Here is a 15,869-nt window from a genome sequence, read left to right as displayed (position 1 = left end):
CTCAGGAATCAATAATAATGGAGCAACAAAAAATCAGTTGGCAGGATTATCCTCATTTATATTCTGACAACACCAAGTCTACATTCAAAGATGGGGTTCACTTTCTTAAAAATATAGATATGCATGAAATCACTTATCTCAGTGATGGATTAAAAATCCAGGCTTTCGCTGCGATTCCTAAAAAAGAAGGAAAGTATCCTGTGATTATCTACAATCGTGGTGGCAATAGAGACTTTGGAGCATTACAGTTATTTAGAGGTGATATGAAACTCCCTGCCGCTTACATATTCTCCCAATTAGCAAACGAAGGTTATATTGTGATCGGATGCAACTATAGAGGATCTGGTAAAAGCGAAGGCATGGAAGAATTTGGTGGTAACGATGTAAATGATATTTTAAATCTTACCAAAGTAGTCGAAGAATTACCAAAAGCCGACACCAATCGAATAGGTATGTATGGCTGGAGTCGCGGTGGAATGATGACATATATTGCTTTAACTAAAACAGATGTCATTAAAGCAGCAGTAGTAGGAGGTGCAAAGTCTGATTTACGAACTATTGATCGTCCTAATATGGAAAAAGGAGTGTATGAAGAATTAATTCCTAACTACCTTCAAAACAAAAAAGAGGAACTAGAAAAAAGATCTGCAGTTTTATGGGCAGATAAATTTTCTCCTAAAGTTCCAATCCTATTATTACATGGCAATGCTGATTGGAGAGTAAAATCCACAAACTCCTTACAATTAGCACTAGAATTAGAAAAATACAGAATCCCATACAGATTAAAAGTGTATGAAGGAGCAGATCATGGTATCAGCCAGTTTAGAGAAGAAAGAGACCAAGATGTAATTCACTGGTTCAACACCTATCTAAAAGAAGACACTCCATTACCCAACATGGAATTCCATGGGAGATAACTGTTTAGAGCTGCAATAATTCTAAAAGAAATCATAATCTAGATATTGGTTAAATTAATTTATTTTAAATTGATTGCCTTATAAATACACGAACAACTTTTATACATATTTAGCTTATGAAACTCATTTACACCTTGCTTTTAGCAATAATAAGTACTACCCTATTTTCACAAGACACTTATATCCAATGTGGAAAACTAATTGATACCAAAACTGGAAAAATACTTACCGAAAAAACTATTGTCGTTTCTGGAAATAAAATCAGTAAAATAGAAACAGGATATACAGAAGGAGAAGGCAATGACATTGTTATAGATCTAAAGGACAAAACAGTAATGCCTGGACTTATCGACATGCACGTACACATGGAGAGTGAATCGAATCCTAAAGCCTATCTAGAGCGTTATACGAACAATGATGCAGATGTTGCTTACAACTCGGTAGGATTTGCAGAAGCTACATTGTTAGCAGGATTTACCACCGTAAGAGATCTTGGAGGAAGCGGCGTAAATATTTCCTTAAAAAAAGCAATTGCTCAGGAAAAAATTATAGGACCACGAATTTTTACTGCTGGAAAAATTATCTCCAGTACAGGTGGTCATGGAGATCCCACGAATGGAAGCAAAAAAACTATTATGGGAGATCCAGGACCTAAAGATGGAGTTGTAAATGGTATAGAAGATGCAAAAAAAGCTGTGAGACAACGTTATAAAAACGGAGCTGATCTTATTAAAATTACTGCTACAGGAGGTGTGTTAAGTGTGGCAAAAAGTGGTTCTAATCCACAATTTAAACTAGAAGAAATAAAAGCTATTTGTCAAACCGCTAAGGATTATGGATTTCATGTCGCGGCACACGCACATGGAGATGAGGGTATGCAACGTGCCTTGAATGGCGGAGTAACTACCATAGAACACGGAACTCTAATGAGTACTAAAACTATGGATCTTATGAAAAAAAAGAAAGCTTATTTGGTCCCTACAATTACTGCCGGTAAAGAAGTAACCGAAAAAGCAGAAATAGACGGGTATTATCCTGCTATTATTGTTCCAAAAGCATTAGAGATAGGTCCTAAAATTCAGGATACCTTTAAAAAAGCTTATAAACGAGGAGTGCAAATTGCATTTGGTACCGATGCAGGAGTTTTTAAACATGGACAAAATGGAAAAGAATTTGGATATATGGTTGAAGCTGGTATGCCTGCAATCACAGCTATTCAATGTGCCACCATTGTTAATGCCAAAGTATTAAATATGAGCAAAGAATTAGGACAAATAGCTCCAGATTTTATTGCAGATATTGTAGCGGTAGACGAAGATCCTAGAGATGATATCAAAACAATGGAGAATGTAGTTTTTGTGATGAAAAACGGAAAAGTATATAAGCAATAATTTTGCTTTACACATTTTCTAATTGAAATATCGATTATTCAAACATAAAATTATCAATGACCAAAACTGAGCTTTCTAAATTAACAGATGAAGAACTTTTAATCGAAAAAAAGAAATTAAAGAATTCTAAAATATTCCATGCCCTATTGATTGGATTTATGGCAGGAATTTTTGTAGTTGGAATTGTGGGATGGAGTCTTGCTAAAAAACCATTGGGGCTGATCCCAATGTTTATTTTAGCTTTTTTGATTTATAGAATCATCAAAAATTCTAAAAACAATAAAGAACTTGAAGAAATCCTAAAAGAAAGAAAATTAAATTAAGGAATTCTAAATACTTCAGACTAACCTAAAAAACAGCATTAGTTATTATAATTTCTAATGCTGTTTTAAGAGTTAAAAAAAGATAGTATACACTATTAAATAAATTGAATAAAAGATTTATAGTACATGCTATCCGATTCCAAAAAAATGATAAGCTCATGAAAAAGACACTCAACTATATTCTTTTAGGAGGAATCCTACTTTTTGGGGTATTTTACACATACACCAAATTAACAGCTGCTTCTAATGGAAATATAGCTCCAGATTTTGAAGCTGAACTAATAGATGGAACACCTTTTAAATTATCAAATCTTCAAGGTAAATATGTACTATTGGATTTTTGGGGATCGTGGTGTGCGCCGTGCTTAAGAGAAAGTCCAGAACTAGTGGCGCTACATAACAAACATTCTAAGGATCTTACTGTAGTTACAGTAGCGCTTGAGAAAAATCTAAAGTCTTGGGAAAAGGTTACTAATAAATATGGATATACTTGGAAGCATCAGATTGTAAATCAAAATCGTTTTGTACTCTTATCAGATATTGCCAGAAAATACGGTGTTTCCGAAATACCTTCCAAGTTTTTAATTGCTCCAGATGGTACACTCTTAGGGAATTACTCTTTCAAAGAAATTGATGAAATACTTAACAATAAAAGGTAGAATTAAATATTAGCTTATCTATTAATGTACAAGTATCCCGCTCTATCTTTTGCTCCTTCGATAGTTAACACATAGTAATACGTTCCTTCTGGTAATTTTGATTCTTTCGATACCGTTGCTCTACCCTCAGAAATACCAGCAAAGTTTTGATTTTCGTGATATGCTTTCTTTTGGAAAACTAATACTCCCCATCTATTATATATAGACACTTCATTATTTGGGAATTGAGATAAACCCTGAATTCTAAAAGTATCATTGTATCCATCTCCATTAGGCGACACCGCAGTAAAAACTTCTAAATCTCCATCTAGTAATCTGTTAGACGAACCAAAAGTTAATACTTCATAATCATCTGGAATAATTACGTCCGAAGAAATTTCTCCATTATCCAAATCTCCAATCACATTAGCACTCCCTAAGTTTACCCATTTCTTAAGTGATTTACTCCACCCTACCACTCTTAAGTCTTCTACATCTTCTACAAGAGTAGGAATATTACTATTACTATCCCATGTTAAAGTAACCTTAGTACTTTGATCTCCATCTAAATCCCAAAATTCGAAAATACTAACTCCATATAACAATTCTTCATACTGCTCTGTGTCAAATCTCTCTGTAAAAAAATTAGGTGTATTTGGATTTTCAAAAAAGTACGCAGCTCTCGAAGTATTCGTTGCAGCTCCACTTTCTATTTTTATTGGTCTTAATCTAAAATCATCGCCCACTGGGAATGAAAAATCTAATAATCCACTTAAGGTAGCATATCCATCAACATATCGTTCATCGCTTTCACCTAAATACGGAGCATCTCCTATATAATCCAATGAGATATTTTTCTGCTCTCTATCTGTTATGACTCTACCATTTACAAATTCCTGAAAATTAGTAACCCCTACCGCCACATCCAAAAACAAACCTTCTTTTGTATCGATTTCTACATCGTAAAAAACAGGATTATTGTCACCAGAAACCGTTAAATTATTTTCACTATAAAAACCAACCTTTCCCTTATTATCATTAAACTCTCCATCGTTGATAACATCTATATGAAATCCCACTTTTCCAGCACCATGAATTTGTGCATTTCCAAAATTATGAAAAGCGTCTTGTGCAAATCCTAAGAAGCTAACGGCTATTAAAATAAAGGTGAATATTGATTTGAAATTTGACATCTTATTAGGGCTTTATGGTTTTTGTTGATGTAAAAGTAAATTCTTAAAACCCATGTTATCATCGACTCTGGACAGAACAACAATTATTACCTTCGAATGGGAAAATTCCACCGTTTAACCGTCATTTTACCGTTTATCGAAATAAATATAGACGAATGGTTCTCATGAATCGATGAACCTTTAATACCCATATTTCTACTTTAATTTAAAATAGCATATAACCTGATTAAACTCTAAAAACATATTAATAGATAGTATCCCAGCAATTATTTATATTGTACTAGAAATCTCTTTTAATTATGAAGTATCAAATTATTCTATTTACTATATGTAGCATTTTTCTACCCCAATTAGTTTTAGCACAAGAACCTAATCTTGATGCCTTTAAAAACCTTGTAAACAAGGAGTGGAAAGCGGAAGGAAAATGGGGAAACGGAAGCGTTTTTAAACAGGAAACAATTTTTAAGTATGATTTGCATAATACTCTAGTGATAGCCAGATCTAAAGGATTTACAAACCAAGAACAAACCGAATATGGATGGAGGAATCATGGTGTCAGAAAGTTTGATAAGACTTCCAAGACTATAAAGTTTTGGGAATTTGATGTTTTTGGGGGACTTACTGAAGGAACTGTAGTAGTCGATGGAAAAAATATTCTATATCAATATCAGTATGGAGATTCTTTGGTAACCGATATGTGGGAATATGTTGATGATAACACCTATAACTTCAAGGTTGGCTCCTACGAAAATGGAGTATGGAAACAAGTATACTTAGAAACACAATTCAAAGCGATTTCTCTATAGCATTCTATTATCAAATAAAAACCTCAAAGTCACTCTTTGAGGTTTTTATTAAGAATTTGTTCTAACTTTTCTTTTAGATCGTAGCAGAAATGGTTTCCATAGATCGATCTACTTTTTTCACTAACCCAGACAATACTTTTCCTGGTCCTACTTCTGTAAATGAGGTAGCACCATCCTTCATCATATTCTTTACACTTTGTGTCCACTTTACTGGAGCTGTTAATTGTGCAATCAGATTCTTTTTAATCTCTTCTGGATCCGTAACTGCTGTTGTAGTCACATTTTGATAAATTGGACACGTTGGTGTACTAAAATTAGTAGCTTCAATTGCTGCTGCCAATTCTTCTCTAGCCGGTTCCATTAATGGTGAGTGAAATGCGCCACCAACAGGTAACACCAACGCTCTTCTAGCACCTTTTTCTTTAAGTACTTCACAAGCCTTTTCTATTGCTTCTACTTCTCCAGAAATAACTAATTGACCTGGACAGTTATAATTTGCTGCGACTACAATTCCTTCAATTTCTTCACATACTTTTTCTACAACCTCATCTTCTAATCCCAAAACTGCTGCCATAGTAGAAGGTTTTAATTCACAAGCCTTTTGCATAGCTAACGCTCTTTTAGAAACCAATTGCAATGCATCTTCAAAATTCAAAGCTCCACTAGCTACCAATGCTGAAAACTCTCCTAAAGAATGTCCTGCAACCATATCGGGCTTGAATGCATCACCTAACACCTTACTAAGAATTACAGAATGTAAAAAGATAGCAGGTTGCGTCACTTTCGTTTCTTTTAACTCTTCTGCTGTTCCTTCGAACATGATTTTTGTGATCTCAAAACCTAAAATATCATTGGCTTTATGAAAAAGTTCTTTTGCAACTTCTGAATTTTCATATAAATCCAGCCCCATTCCTGAAAACTGAGCCCCTTGACCTGGAAAAACATATGCGTTCATGTATTGTGTATTTTAAAATTTTGACAAAAGTAAGTAAATGCAAATTGTAATCCTCTTTTGAAAAAAAATTATATCCTTCATTTGATTTTAAAGCTCTTAAAAAAGTCTATTTTTCTGGTTTTAGAAATAGACAATTTTTTGCCATCATCCATCACTACATATCCTCCATCAGATTTACTAATTCTGGTAATATGATCTTTATTAATCAAGCTAGAATTATGAATTCTTAAAAAACCAAAATTCTCCAACAAATACTCATAATACTTTAAGTTCTGAGAAGCGATAATTTGTTTATTCCCCTCAAGAGTTAATTTGGTATAACTACCATCCGCTAAACAATATAAAATAGCACCTATAGAAACGATTTCATAACCATTAAAAGTTGGTATTGATATTTTATTAAACTTATCCTTTTCTAATTTTAGCTGTTGGATTAATTCTTTTGCATTATTCGCAAAATACCTTCTCTCTAAACCTTCTAAAAGTCGATTAATTGCTTTTTTAAAATCATCGATATCAATAGGCTTTAATAGATAATCCAATGCCATAAACTTAAATGCTTCTAAGGCATGATTATGTGCAGACATAAAGATGATCTCAAAATCTATCTTCTCAAACTTCTCCAAAAGCTCAAAAATACTTCTGGTTCCAATCTGAATATCTAAAAAAGCTACATCTACTGTATGAGACTCTAACAGTGTATTAGTTTCATCAAATGTCTGAGCAGTACCTACTACTTGAATTTGAGGATAAAAAGTTACAATCAGTGAATGTAAGTTTTCAACTCCATTTAATTCATCATCAACAATGATTGCATTAATTACCTTTGTCATATGTATTTTTTAATGGTAGAATTAGGATACTTCTCGTTCCTTTCACTTGTCGATTTTCATCATAAAGATCTTCAAAATAATACTTCGCTTCTTTATAACCTGATTTTTCTAAAATTTCTATACGTTGTTTTGTATTGATGGATGTGATCCCCAAAAACCCCTTTGGTTTTGACATTTTGATTTTTTGTGCTTCTCTTCGACCAATACCATCATCCTCTATAATTATTTTAAGGTTGTTTTTAAACGGTATTATTTCCAAAGAAACTAAACCTCCATCTGGTTTATTACTAATTCCATGAATTATGGAATTTTCAATGATCGGTTGCAAAATCATTGCAGGAATATATGGGTTTTGTTCTTCAATATAGCTATCGACTTTTATTACGAAATCCAACTTATCTCTGAATCTTATTTTTTCTAAATCTACATATACTTTAATTAAATCCAATTCATTCTGTAATCTAATAAAGGAGTGATTAGAATTATCCAAAATTAACCTTATAGATTGAGAAAATTTACTTAAATGATTATACGCATAAAATTTATCTGATTTTAGTATCGAATTTTGTACTCCGTTTATCGTGTTGAATATAAAATGAGGGTTCATTTGTGATCGCAAAGCAAATAATTTCATTGTTGAAATTTGTCTTTGCTTCTCGGCTATGTACACTCTGTTTCGGTATACATATAATATAATGATCCCAGTAATTGCAACCAGAAAAATACTCACTACCCAAATAATTCTTTCTATGTTAGACTCGAATTCTTTTTTATCATCAGCTTTTTCTTTGGACAAAGAAGCGTATGCTACATCTTTTTGCTCGATCACTTTAGAAGACTCAATTTGCGATATCTGCTCTGAAAAATTCTCATTCAATAGATTAGACTCCATCGAAGTAAATTTTTCATAATAACTAAGTGCTTCTTTGTAATTTTCTATTTGTTTATGATACCTACATAAATCTTTATAAACATCTATAATCGCAGTTTTTATTTCGTATTTCTTAGCTATCGAAAGGGCTTTATATAAATACGGCTCAGCTTTTTTGTAATCTCCTTTTTCCAAATAGACATTTCCCAGAGTACGATAGGTTTGCCCTACTCTACTATCAAACAACTTATCTGGTTTTATCGCCAAAGATTTTTTTGCGTACACAAGGCTAGAGTCATATTCTTTTATTTTATAATAATTAAACGCTAGATTATTGTAGCAAGTTCTTTTTTGATTCTGATATGTTAGATTATTCTCAGGATTTTTCTCAAGTATCTTTTTATATAGTACAATAGCATTCTCAAAATTTTCTATTTGAGTTTGAATTACTGCTAAATTTATGTAACTCGTAATTTCTCTATCCTTTTCTCCTAAATCAATCGCTACATCTAGTGCTTCCGAAAAAACATCTACAGATCGCTCTTTTTGATTTAATTTCGCATATAAAATTCCAAGTCTATTTAAAGATTTGTGTTTCTCGACTGAAGACTTTTCATTCTTAAAGAAATAATAAGCTTCCATCAAATTATTTAAGGATTCTTTATATTCACTTTTTCGCTGATAAAACAAGCCCAGATCAGATTGAATATCTGCTATTAAAAAGTAATCTTTCTCATCATTTGCAATCCGTGTTGCTCTATTAAAGTAATTATAGGCTAAATCATTATCTTCAGAATACATGTATATCACACCTAATCTTTTTAAACTACGAGCATACAGGCCATAATCTTTGTATTCCAATGCTAACTTCTTGGCAGTATCAGCATACTGCAATGAAGTATCCATATCCACATCTTTATAATGTAAACTTAATTGATACGAAGCTTTTGCTTTTTCAATATCATTACACACATTATAAATAGTTAACAAACTATCTAAGATATTTAATTTCTGTTTTTCCACAACCTGTGACATCAATACTACAGGAAATAAGAAAACCAAATATTGTATGCATTTATGAAACTTCTTCACTGGATTTTATCTTCTTTTTACTGTTTTAAGTTTTAATTCTTGAAAATAGTATTATTTAACAACAATGCAGGTGTTTATAACAAACACCTGCATAAAAAACTCAATTACAACCAAATATATTACCGAGTTACTCTTTATTCCTTTACTATTTTTATAGTTTCCTGTTTTTTATTTCCTTCGAAAAAAAGCTTCGCTAAGTAAATACCATTTGGAATATCACTAATATTAATTTCTTTAACTGAAGTACCAATCTGTTGAGGATTCAATTCTTTAACCACTTTCCCTTCTAAGTTTATTATTTTCATTGAAAAAGGTTCTTTGCCCAAATACTCTACAACAAATGAATCCTTTATCGGATTAGGATATAGAGAAATAGTTTCTTCAATGGAGGAATCATTAACACGATCTTGGTTACAGAAGAATTCGCCAAAATCGAAATTACCATTACAATACAACCATTCGGAAGATCCACAACCTGTTCTTGTTGCAGTATCTTCTGTTTGGTACCAAATATCACATACTTTAATCCAGTCGATATACACATTTAGATCACAATTCCTGTTATCATCGTTGACAAAAGCAATCTTTATATTCTGTCCTGCTTTATAATTATCATATCTATAAATCTCAATGTTATTGGTAAGTGTAAATTGTGTTACTGGCTTGTCGTCTAACAAAACTTCTATCAGTTCACCAGAACAATTCCCTTTCGCTCCAATTTCTAGGGGATAAGAAGTTTCACCAGAACTATTTGGAACGCAATCAATATTATTTCGATTTAAGTTATGTAATCTATTATTCCAATTTCCTCCAACAGGTGTTATATAAACTTGAAATTGATATTGATCTTCAGCGATTGGAGTTTCTGCTGGTATAGAAACTGGCACATTAATGGTTCCTTTTCCTCTAGAAACCCTAACTCTACTAGTCTTGTATACGGTATACGGATTATCATCAAGTTGAAACACTACCGAAATATCCCTACTCGCATTTGCTTCGTAAGATATAGAAATCACTACTTCTTCAGTCGGACTAACTTCTTCAGGAACTGTTGTCCTTACAATTTTATCATCGAATTGATTTAAAGATCCATCAAATTCAATTGCTCCAATATCAATAGCAGATCCGATAACATCTCCGAAACCAACTTCAACTCCCGCATCAATTGCGACACTACTTGATTGTAAACTAAAATCATGAATAGGAAATCCATTATTTTTTGTTGGATTATACAATTTTGCTGAAGGAGCATTTGGATTAAAAGGATTCAAAGTTGTCGCTAATAATTCGGTTTGTGCGCGACTTAGTGGTTGAATGCTATTAAATTTTGGATCAACAATAATATCATTAGAACTAATAGGTTGCGGATTCCCATTCTTATTCCAATGTATGTTTTGGTCATAACTTATATTTTCATCTTCATATGTCTGTATCGTGGTAGTCGATTCATTTGAATTATAAAGAATATTATTTTTTACATTGGCGTTTTTTACTCGTCCTATTACCAATTGAGAATCACCCATAGCAATTGGATATGCTGGGTTAGAAAAACGTGTGGTTTGAGCATTATCATATAATGTATTATTATAAACATCTACATTATTACTGGAAAACACATTTATTCCTCGACCTCCATTACCATAACATACATTACCAATTAAAAGTGTTCTGCCGTTGTAAGGTGTTCCATTTTCTTTTTGATCTTGGATGTGGTCATCTACAATAATTCCATTCCCATCTGTTAATCTATTTCCGCCTCCTAGAAAACCTCTAAGATTTACATTATATCTGGATATATTGTTTTTATAAATGATTCGATGATTTGGATATTCAGGAAAGCCGTTTACATTTAAATTAGAGGGTTGATACGAAGAAATCCCACTATTTCCGTTATGACTTTGATATGCGCAGTGTTCTACTAAATTACCTTCGATCAACACCACATCAGAACCTCCAATAGCAATTCCATTTCCTGGAAAATCATGTACATAATTATTCCGAACAATAATATGATGAGAACTATTGTCAATACCAATAGCTCTTCTTGCTCTCCACAGCTCTATCCCAAATGAAGGATTATCTATCATCCCTTTAACATCATCATCAGATGGCAAGAATTCAAGATTTTCTATAATTATATAAGATGAACTAAGAAGATCTATTCCTTTTACAGAAGCAGATTTTATTTTAGGAAGTTCTCCTTGATCATCTGTCACACCAGTAAAAGTGATATAATTAGTTTCGGTTCCTGAAATAGACATAAAAATCTCACTCCAAAGACTACTATTAGCTCCAGTGTAAATACCTGATAAAATTTTTACTACATCACCAGGACCAACTTGATAAACGGCTTTTTGAATTGTTTTAAAAGCTTGACCTTCAGAAAAACCAGTATTTGTATCATCTCCATTTTGCGAACTTACATAATACGTATTTTGCGCTAGTGCAGAGAAAACAAATAGTACGTAAAACAAAACTGAAATTGGTGCTTTTTTAATTTGTATGTAATTCATATCTATAAGAATAGCTTTACTTTATTATTAACTTTTGAGAATGTTCTTTCTTGGTTTTATAATTGTAAAACTTAAGAATATATAAACCGTTTGTGAGGTGATCTGTTGAAACAACTAAAGTATCAGTGGATGTATTCTTCTCATAGACTTTTTTGCCTACCATATTATAAATTGTAACATTATACTCTCCAACAGCGTTGATTGTCACTTGGCCATTAGTAACTGGATTCGGATACACTACAATCGTATTTTCGTTAGTTAGTTCAGGAGTTTTATTATCACAATTAGGACTACCATAGTCGAAATTACCATTACAGAAAAGCCATTCAGAATTTCCACAACCAGTTCTAGTAGCAATGCTCTCGGTTTGGTATCTATTTTCACATACTTTGATCCAATCTACATATGCGTTTTTGTCACAACTATTTGAATTTCCATCATTTACAAAAGCTATTTTAATATTTTCATTATTAGAATATCCTTGAAAGGTATATACTGATATATTTGTGGTAAGCGACCATTCTGACACCTTTTTACCATCTAATAACAATTGTATTTTTTCGCCACCGCAGTTTCCTTTTGCTCCTACTTCAATAATTCCATTTTGCTGTTCATCTGTACCATTACTAAATGTTCCAAAATCAAAGTTACCATTGCACCAGAGCCATTGTTGATCTCCACATCCTGTTCTACTAGCATAATCTTCCGTTTGATAAGTGACACCTTGTAATAGCACATAATCAACAAAAATATTTTTATCACATCCATTGCTTAGACCATCATTGGTAAACTTAACTTTTACTGTTCCTCCAGAATAATCGTTATATTGATAATCTTGGGCAGTTGTTCCAATATTAGCCCATGTTTTTACATTTACCCCATTAACTTCCAAAATCATGGTTTCAGAACCACAACTTCCTTTTGCCCGAATGGTTATTTGTTCTCCTTGATTTCCTTGTGGAATACAATCAATATTTGGTTTATTCAAGTTATCAAGTCTACTAGACCAATTACCTCCTACTGTTGTTATATAAGACTGAAACTGATATTGGTCATTAGCAATTGGAGTATTGTTATCAATAGGCACAGATATCTGAATTTTAGCAGTACCTTTATTTACTTTTATTTTTTTACTTCCATAAACAGTCCATGGACTTGTATTTTGTTGAAAAAGCACTACAATATCCCTTTCTGTGCTTGAAGAATAATCAACTTCTATTACTACTTCACTTCCTCTCTGCACTTCATCTGGTGCTACTAGAGCTTTTATTTTATCTTCTTGAGTCCCTCCTGTATCATCGCATGATGTTGGTGGCGTATTTATCTGTCTAAAATGATCTCTATTCCATCTTCCTTCAGCTGTTAAATCATTATTATAATTCCAATTTCCATTTGGACTAGCAGAGGTTCTTAGAGATGAACTAACTTCGTTTTTATTACTCAAAGACCATTTGCAATAACTAATATCGTTATCATCCATCCATTGTTCCCAGCGATTCCATTCTGCGGCATCCAAATTGTTATTAGGACCATAATTTGTTCCGACTCTTCCACATTCAGTCATAAAAAGAGCTAACCCTTTACTCATTGCATAATCACCTTTATCTCGCAACGATTGCCTATGTGCTCCTGCATATGCATGAATCGTATAGGCAATATTTTTTACTGGGTTGTTGTTGATATCAGTTGTTAATGGATTGTCTGCAGCAGTATCTACTCTTTGCGAATAAAAAGGGGTTCCTACTACAATTATATTATTAGGATCATTTGCTCTAATCTCTGCTATCACTTCTCTAGCATAACTTTTTATTTCATTCCATGTCCCTACAGAATTGCCATAATCACCTATTGGTTCATTCCATATCTCATATATGATATTTGGATACGCTCCATACTCCTGAGACATTTGTCTAAAAAAAGTTTTCGCTTGATTTTTATAATTGGGATGAGCATGAAAATCTATGATAACATAAATACCATGTTCTATTGCCGCATCAACTACAGCTCTTACTTTATTTACTGAACCGATAGGATCATCTATATAATCACCTCCACTACCGCGAACACCCATGGCAGCTCGTACGATTTCTACTTTCCAATCATCTCTTAACCATTTTACTATATTACCATTCCAATACTCACTCCCTTCCCATTGATGCCAGAAATAACTCATCCCTTTTAATTGGGTATTTCTGTTACATTTATCTTTTATTTTTCCTCCTTCGACTTTTAGTTGCCCGTGTCTTTCTACAATTGTCTGAGCCATCATTTGATCAGTAACAAAAAGTATAATTACGACAAGCAGCAGGTATAATTTTTTCATAATTAAGATTGATTTGTGTTAGACTCCGAAAATAAAAGGTATTAGAAGAGAATAAAGTACCTAATTTGATGAATGACCATTATCAATCAATAATTGACCTCTTTTAATTTGTAGAGGTATTCATGAAGTTATTAGAATTTTGACTATCAGAATGTTGCTAGGAAAATTTCTTAATTATTTTTTCTACCTGAGAATAGTAGGATACTCCAAAGATATTAAGGTATACCAACAAATAGTATAATTGCCAAAGAGGCATTCTATTTTTCCAGTTTGGCTGAAGTGGAAAAATGTCTTCATAAGTTTGAAACAATTGTGAATCAAAACCACCAAACAGATGCATCATGGCAATATCCATTTCTCTAGGCGCATACGAAACTGCAGGATCAATCAAACATGGATTTCCATCAGAATCTACTATATAATTCCCATTCCACAAATCTCCATGTATCAGACTTGAACCCTCTTTTGGAATCTCTTTTTCAATTCTGTTATAGAAAGCATCTAAATTCTGAAAAGAAAATCCATTTTGGGATGCTAAGCTAAATTGTGGATGTAATCGTTGAGTAATATAAAATTCTACCGCAGAATCACAATTAGCATTGTATTGCGGAAGACTTCCGATATAATTATCACTTTCAAAACCAAAAAAAGGTCTACTCTTTTGATGCAGCAGCGCTAACTGCTCACCAAAATTCATCCAGAAATTTTTAACTGGTTTTGCACTTTGAATATACTCTAGTAACAAAAATGCAGTATCCTCATAATGTCCATGTTGTATTACATTAGGAATTCTAAAAATATCTGCTTTTTCCAATTCTTGCAGTCCATTTGTCTCCGCTTCAAACATCTTTGGAAAATCAGATAGACTGTTAAGTTTAAGTACCAGTTTTCTAGTACCTGTTTCTAAGAAAAATACTTGATTAATATCACCTCCAGCAAGTGACTTTTTCTGTTTTACCTCTTCATCTAGCAAATCTTCAATATACCGTATGAAATGATTGGAAAACAAGTTAAGTTTACTTCTTTTTATACGTTAAGTAAGTAAACCCATATTCATGACGATCATCTGCTCCATGAAGCTCCTTATTTTCTAGAACCCATATTTCAGGATCTATTTCAGGAAAGAAAGCATCAGCTTCAAATTTGCCATGAACTCGTGTAAGCTCAATACTATCCGCATAATCTAATCCTATCTTATAAATTTCTCCACCACCAATGATAAATGGCTGTGGATCATCTTTTGAAACCTTTAATGCCTCCTCCATAGAATGTACAACAATAACACCTTCTGGCTTATATTCAGGGTTTCTTGTAATTACTATATGAACACGATTTGGTAGTAATTTCGGAAACGATTCAAACGTTTTTCTTCCCATGATAATGTGGTGCCCTGTTGTCAACTGTTTAAAACGTTTAAAATCATTTGGCAAATGCCAAACCAAGTCATTATCCTTACCCAGCGCATCATTTTCTCCCGCAGCTGCAATCATAGTTATATTTTGACTAGGTTTTTCTTCACTAATAGTTTTGGTTATGGTAACTTGTTGTCCTTGTTTAATAAAATCATCTTTCTTTTTCAACAGTTCATCTTTAGGATACATCTTATCCACATCTTTTTGAATCAATTCAATTTCTGCTTTTTGTTTCGCAATCAAGCGCTCCATTTGATTACTCGTCCAATCAGCTCCCATAAACTTATGAAACAACCAAACATTACAAAAATGGAGTACAAATAAGAATGCCCAACAAATAACTGCTACGACGGACCAGTTAATTCCAAAAAAGGTATACTCTTTACCAAATCCAATTAATAGATTCAATACCACTAAAAATAATGAACCAACCAAGAACACAATAAAGTGTTGAAACAGTCTTTTCTTTTGAACAACTCTTTTACGCGCATGCTCATATAATTCTTTTTGAACAGGATCAATTTGTGGAGTATCTTTTCTTTTTGAAAACATTTTAATGGTACCTTAGTGACACTTGATTAATATCAAAGTAAATATAAAGG

The 15,869-nt window shown here is 32.7% G+C and carries 13 protein-coding genes; 5 read left to right on the top strand and 8 right to left on the bottom strand.

Going from position 1 to position 15,869, the window contains the following annotated elements; all coding sequences use genetic code 11:
- The first annotated feature begins 17 nt into the window (after positions 1-17).
- The 4 genes from Q1B37_RS02930 (at position 18) to Q1B37_RS02915 (ending at position 3,290) form a co-directional block, all read left to right on the top strand.
- On the top strand, positions 18-917 hold the full coding sequence (locus Q1B37_RS02930) for a prolyl oligopeptidase family serine peptidase (protein ID WP_299895197.1): 900 nt from the start codon (positions 18-20) through the stop codon (positions 915-917).
- A gap of 116 nt (positions 918-1,033) precedes the next feature.
- A complete protein-coding gene (locus Q1B37_RS02925) occupies positions 1,034-2,308 on the top strand; it encodes an amidohydrolase family protein (RefSeq protein ID WP_299895194.1) in 1,275 nt (424 codons plus the stop codon).
- Positions 2,309-2,364: 56 nt separating this feature from the next.
- Positions 2,365-2,631, top strand: coding sequence for a hypothetical protein (locus Q1B37_RS02920; protein WP_299603261.1), 267 nt, complete (start codon positions 2,365-2,367; stop codon positions 2,629-2,631).
- 158 nt (positions 2,632-2,789) lie between these two features.
- A complete protein-coding gene (locus Q1B37_RS02915; protein WP_299603263.1) occupies positions 2,790-3,290 on the top strand; it encodes a peroxiredoxin in 501 nt (166 codons plus the stop codon).
- Positions 3,291-3,304: 14 nt separating this feature from the next.
- On the opposite strand, the gene Q1B37_RS02910 is transcribed toward Q1B37_RS02915, so the two are convergent.
- Entirely contained in the window at positions 3,305-4,462 is a 1,158-nt protein-coding gene (locus tag Q1B37_RS02910; protein ID WP_299895191.1) for a gliding motility-associated C-terminal domain-containing protein, read from the bottom strand.
- A gap of 299 nt (positions 4,463-4,761) precedes the next feature.
- Between Q1B37_RS02910 and Q1B37_RS02905 the strand changes: the two genes are divergently transcribed.
- Positions 4,762-5,268, top strand: a complete 507-nt coding sequence (locus Q1B37_RS02905; protein WP_299895188.1) for a hypothetical protein — start codon at positions 4,762-4,764, stop codon at positions 5,266-5,268.
- 73 nt (positions 5,269-5,341) lie between these two features.
- Here the strand turns inward: Q1B37_RS02905 and fabD are convergent, their stop codons facing one another.
- From fabD to Q1B37_RS02870, 7 genes are all read right to left on the bottom strand, one after another.
- The gene (fabD, locus tag Q1B37_RS02900; RefSeq protein ID WP_299603272.1) at positions 5,342-6,223 is read right to left on the bottom strand and encodes an ACP S-malonyltransferase; all 882 of its coding nucleotides are present in this window, start codon (positions 6,221-6,223) and stop codon (positions 5,342-5,344) included.
- A gap of 77 nt (positions 6,224-6,300) precedes the next feature.
- On the bottom strand, positions 6,301-7,056 hold the full coding sequence (locus Q1B37_RS02895; RefSeq protein ID WP_299895185.1) for a LytTR family DNA-binding domain-containing protein: 756 nt from the start codon (positions 7,054-7,056) through the stop codon (positions 6,301-6,303).
- Positions 7,040-9,019: a tetratricopeptide repeat protein gene (locus Q1B37_RS02890; RefSeq protein WP_299895182.1), complete on the bottom strand. Its 1,980-nt coding sequence runs from the start codon at positions 9,017-9,019 to the stop codon at positions 7,040-7,042. Before Q1B37_RS02890 ends, Q1B37_RS02895 begins: the two co-directional genes overlap by 17 nt.
- Positions 9,020-9,153: 134 nt before the next feature.
- Positions 9,154-11,532, bottom strand: a complete 2,379-nt coding sequence (locus tag Q1B37_RS02885) for a T9SS type A sorting domain-containing protein (protein WP_299895179.1) — start codon at positions 11,530-11,532, stop codon at positions 9,154-9,156.
- A 16-nt stretch (positions 11,533-11,548) separates the two neighbouring features.
- Positions 11,549-13,855 (bottom strand): cellulase family glycosylhydrolase, encoded by a 2,307-nt coding sequence (locus tag Q1B37_RS02880; protein ID WP_299895177.1) that lies wholly within the window; start codon positions 13,853-13,855, stop codon positions 11,549-11,551.
- A gap of 157 nt (positions 13,856-14,012) precedes the next feature.
- Entirely contained in the window at positions 14,013-14,828 is an 816-nt protein-coding gene (locus Q1B37_RS02875) for a fructosamine kinase family protein (RefSeq protein ID WP_299895175.1), read from the bottom strand.
- 43 nt (positions 14,829-14,871) lie between these two features.
- Positions 14,872-15,819 carry a dihydrofolate reductase gene (locus Q1B37_RS02870; RefSeq protein WP_299895173.1) on the bottom strand — a complete coding sequence of 316 codons (948 nt, stop codon included), beginning with the start codon at positions 15,817-15,819 and terminating at the stop codon, positions 14,872-14,874.
- Between the last annotated feature and the right edge of the window lie 50 nt (positions 15,820-15,869).

Source organism: uncultured Aquimarina sp. (assembly GCF_947492965.1).
In the GTDB taxonomy this organism is placed as follows: Bacteria; Bacteroidota; Bacteroidia; order Flavobacteriales; family Flavobacteriaceae; genus Aquimarina.
This window is presented reverse-complemented; position numbering and strand designations above follow the sequence as displayed.

Coding starts and splice junctions, on each gene's coding strand:
- Q1B37_RS02930 (WP_299895197.1), top strand. CDS start 18: ATGGAGCAACAAAAAATCAGTTGGCAGGATTATCCTCATTTATATTCT.
- Q1B37_RS02925 (WP_299895194.1), top strand. CDS start 1,034: ATGAAACTCATTTACACCTTGCTTTTAGCAATAATAAGTACTACCCTA.
- Q1B37_RS02920 (WP_299603261.1), top strand. CDS start 2,365: ATGACCAAAACTGAGCTTTCTAAATTAACAGATGAAGAACTTTTAATC.
- Q1B37_RS02915 (WP_299603263.1), top strand. CDS start 2,790: ATGAAAAAGACACTCAACTATATTCTTTTAGGAGGAATCCTACTTTTT.
- Q1B37_RS02910 (WP_299895191.1), bottom strand. CDS start 4,462: ATGTCAAATTTCAAATCAATATTCACCTTTATTTTAATAGCCGTTAGC.
- Q1B37_RS02905 (WP_299895188.1), top strand. CDS start 4,762: ATGAAGTATCAAATTATTCTATTTACTATATGTAGCATTTTTCTACCC.
- fabD (WP_299603272.1), bottom strand. CDS start 6,223: ATGAACGCATATGTTTTTCCAGGTCAAGGGGCTCAGTTTTCAGGAATG.
- Q1B37_RS02895 (WP_299895185.1), bottom strand. CDS start 7,056: ATGACAAAGGTAATTAATGCAATCATTGTTGATGATGAATTAAATGGA.
- Q1B37_RS02885 (WP_299895179.1), bottom strand. CDS start 11,532: ATGAATTACATACAAATTAAAAAAGCACCAATTTCAGTTTTGTTTTAC.
- Q1B37_RS02880 (WP_299895177.1), bottom strand. CDS start 13,855: ATGAAAAAATTATACCTGCTGCTTGTCGTAATTATACTTTTTGTTACT.
- Q1B37_RS02870 (WP_299895173.1), bottom strand. CDS start 15,819: ATGTTTTCAAAAAGAAAAGATACTCCACAAATTGATCCTGTTCAAAAA.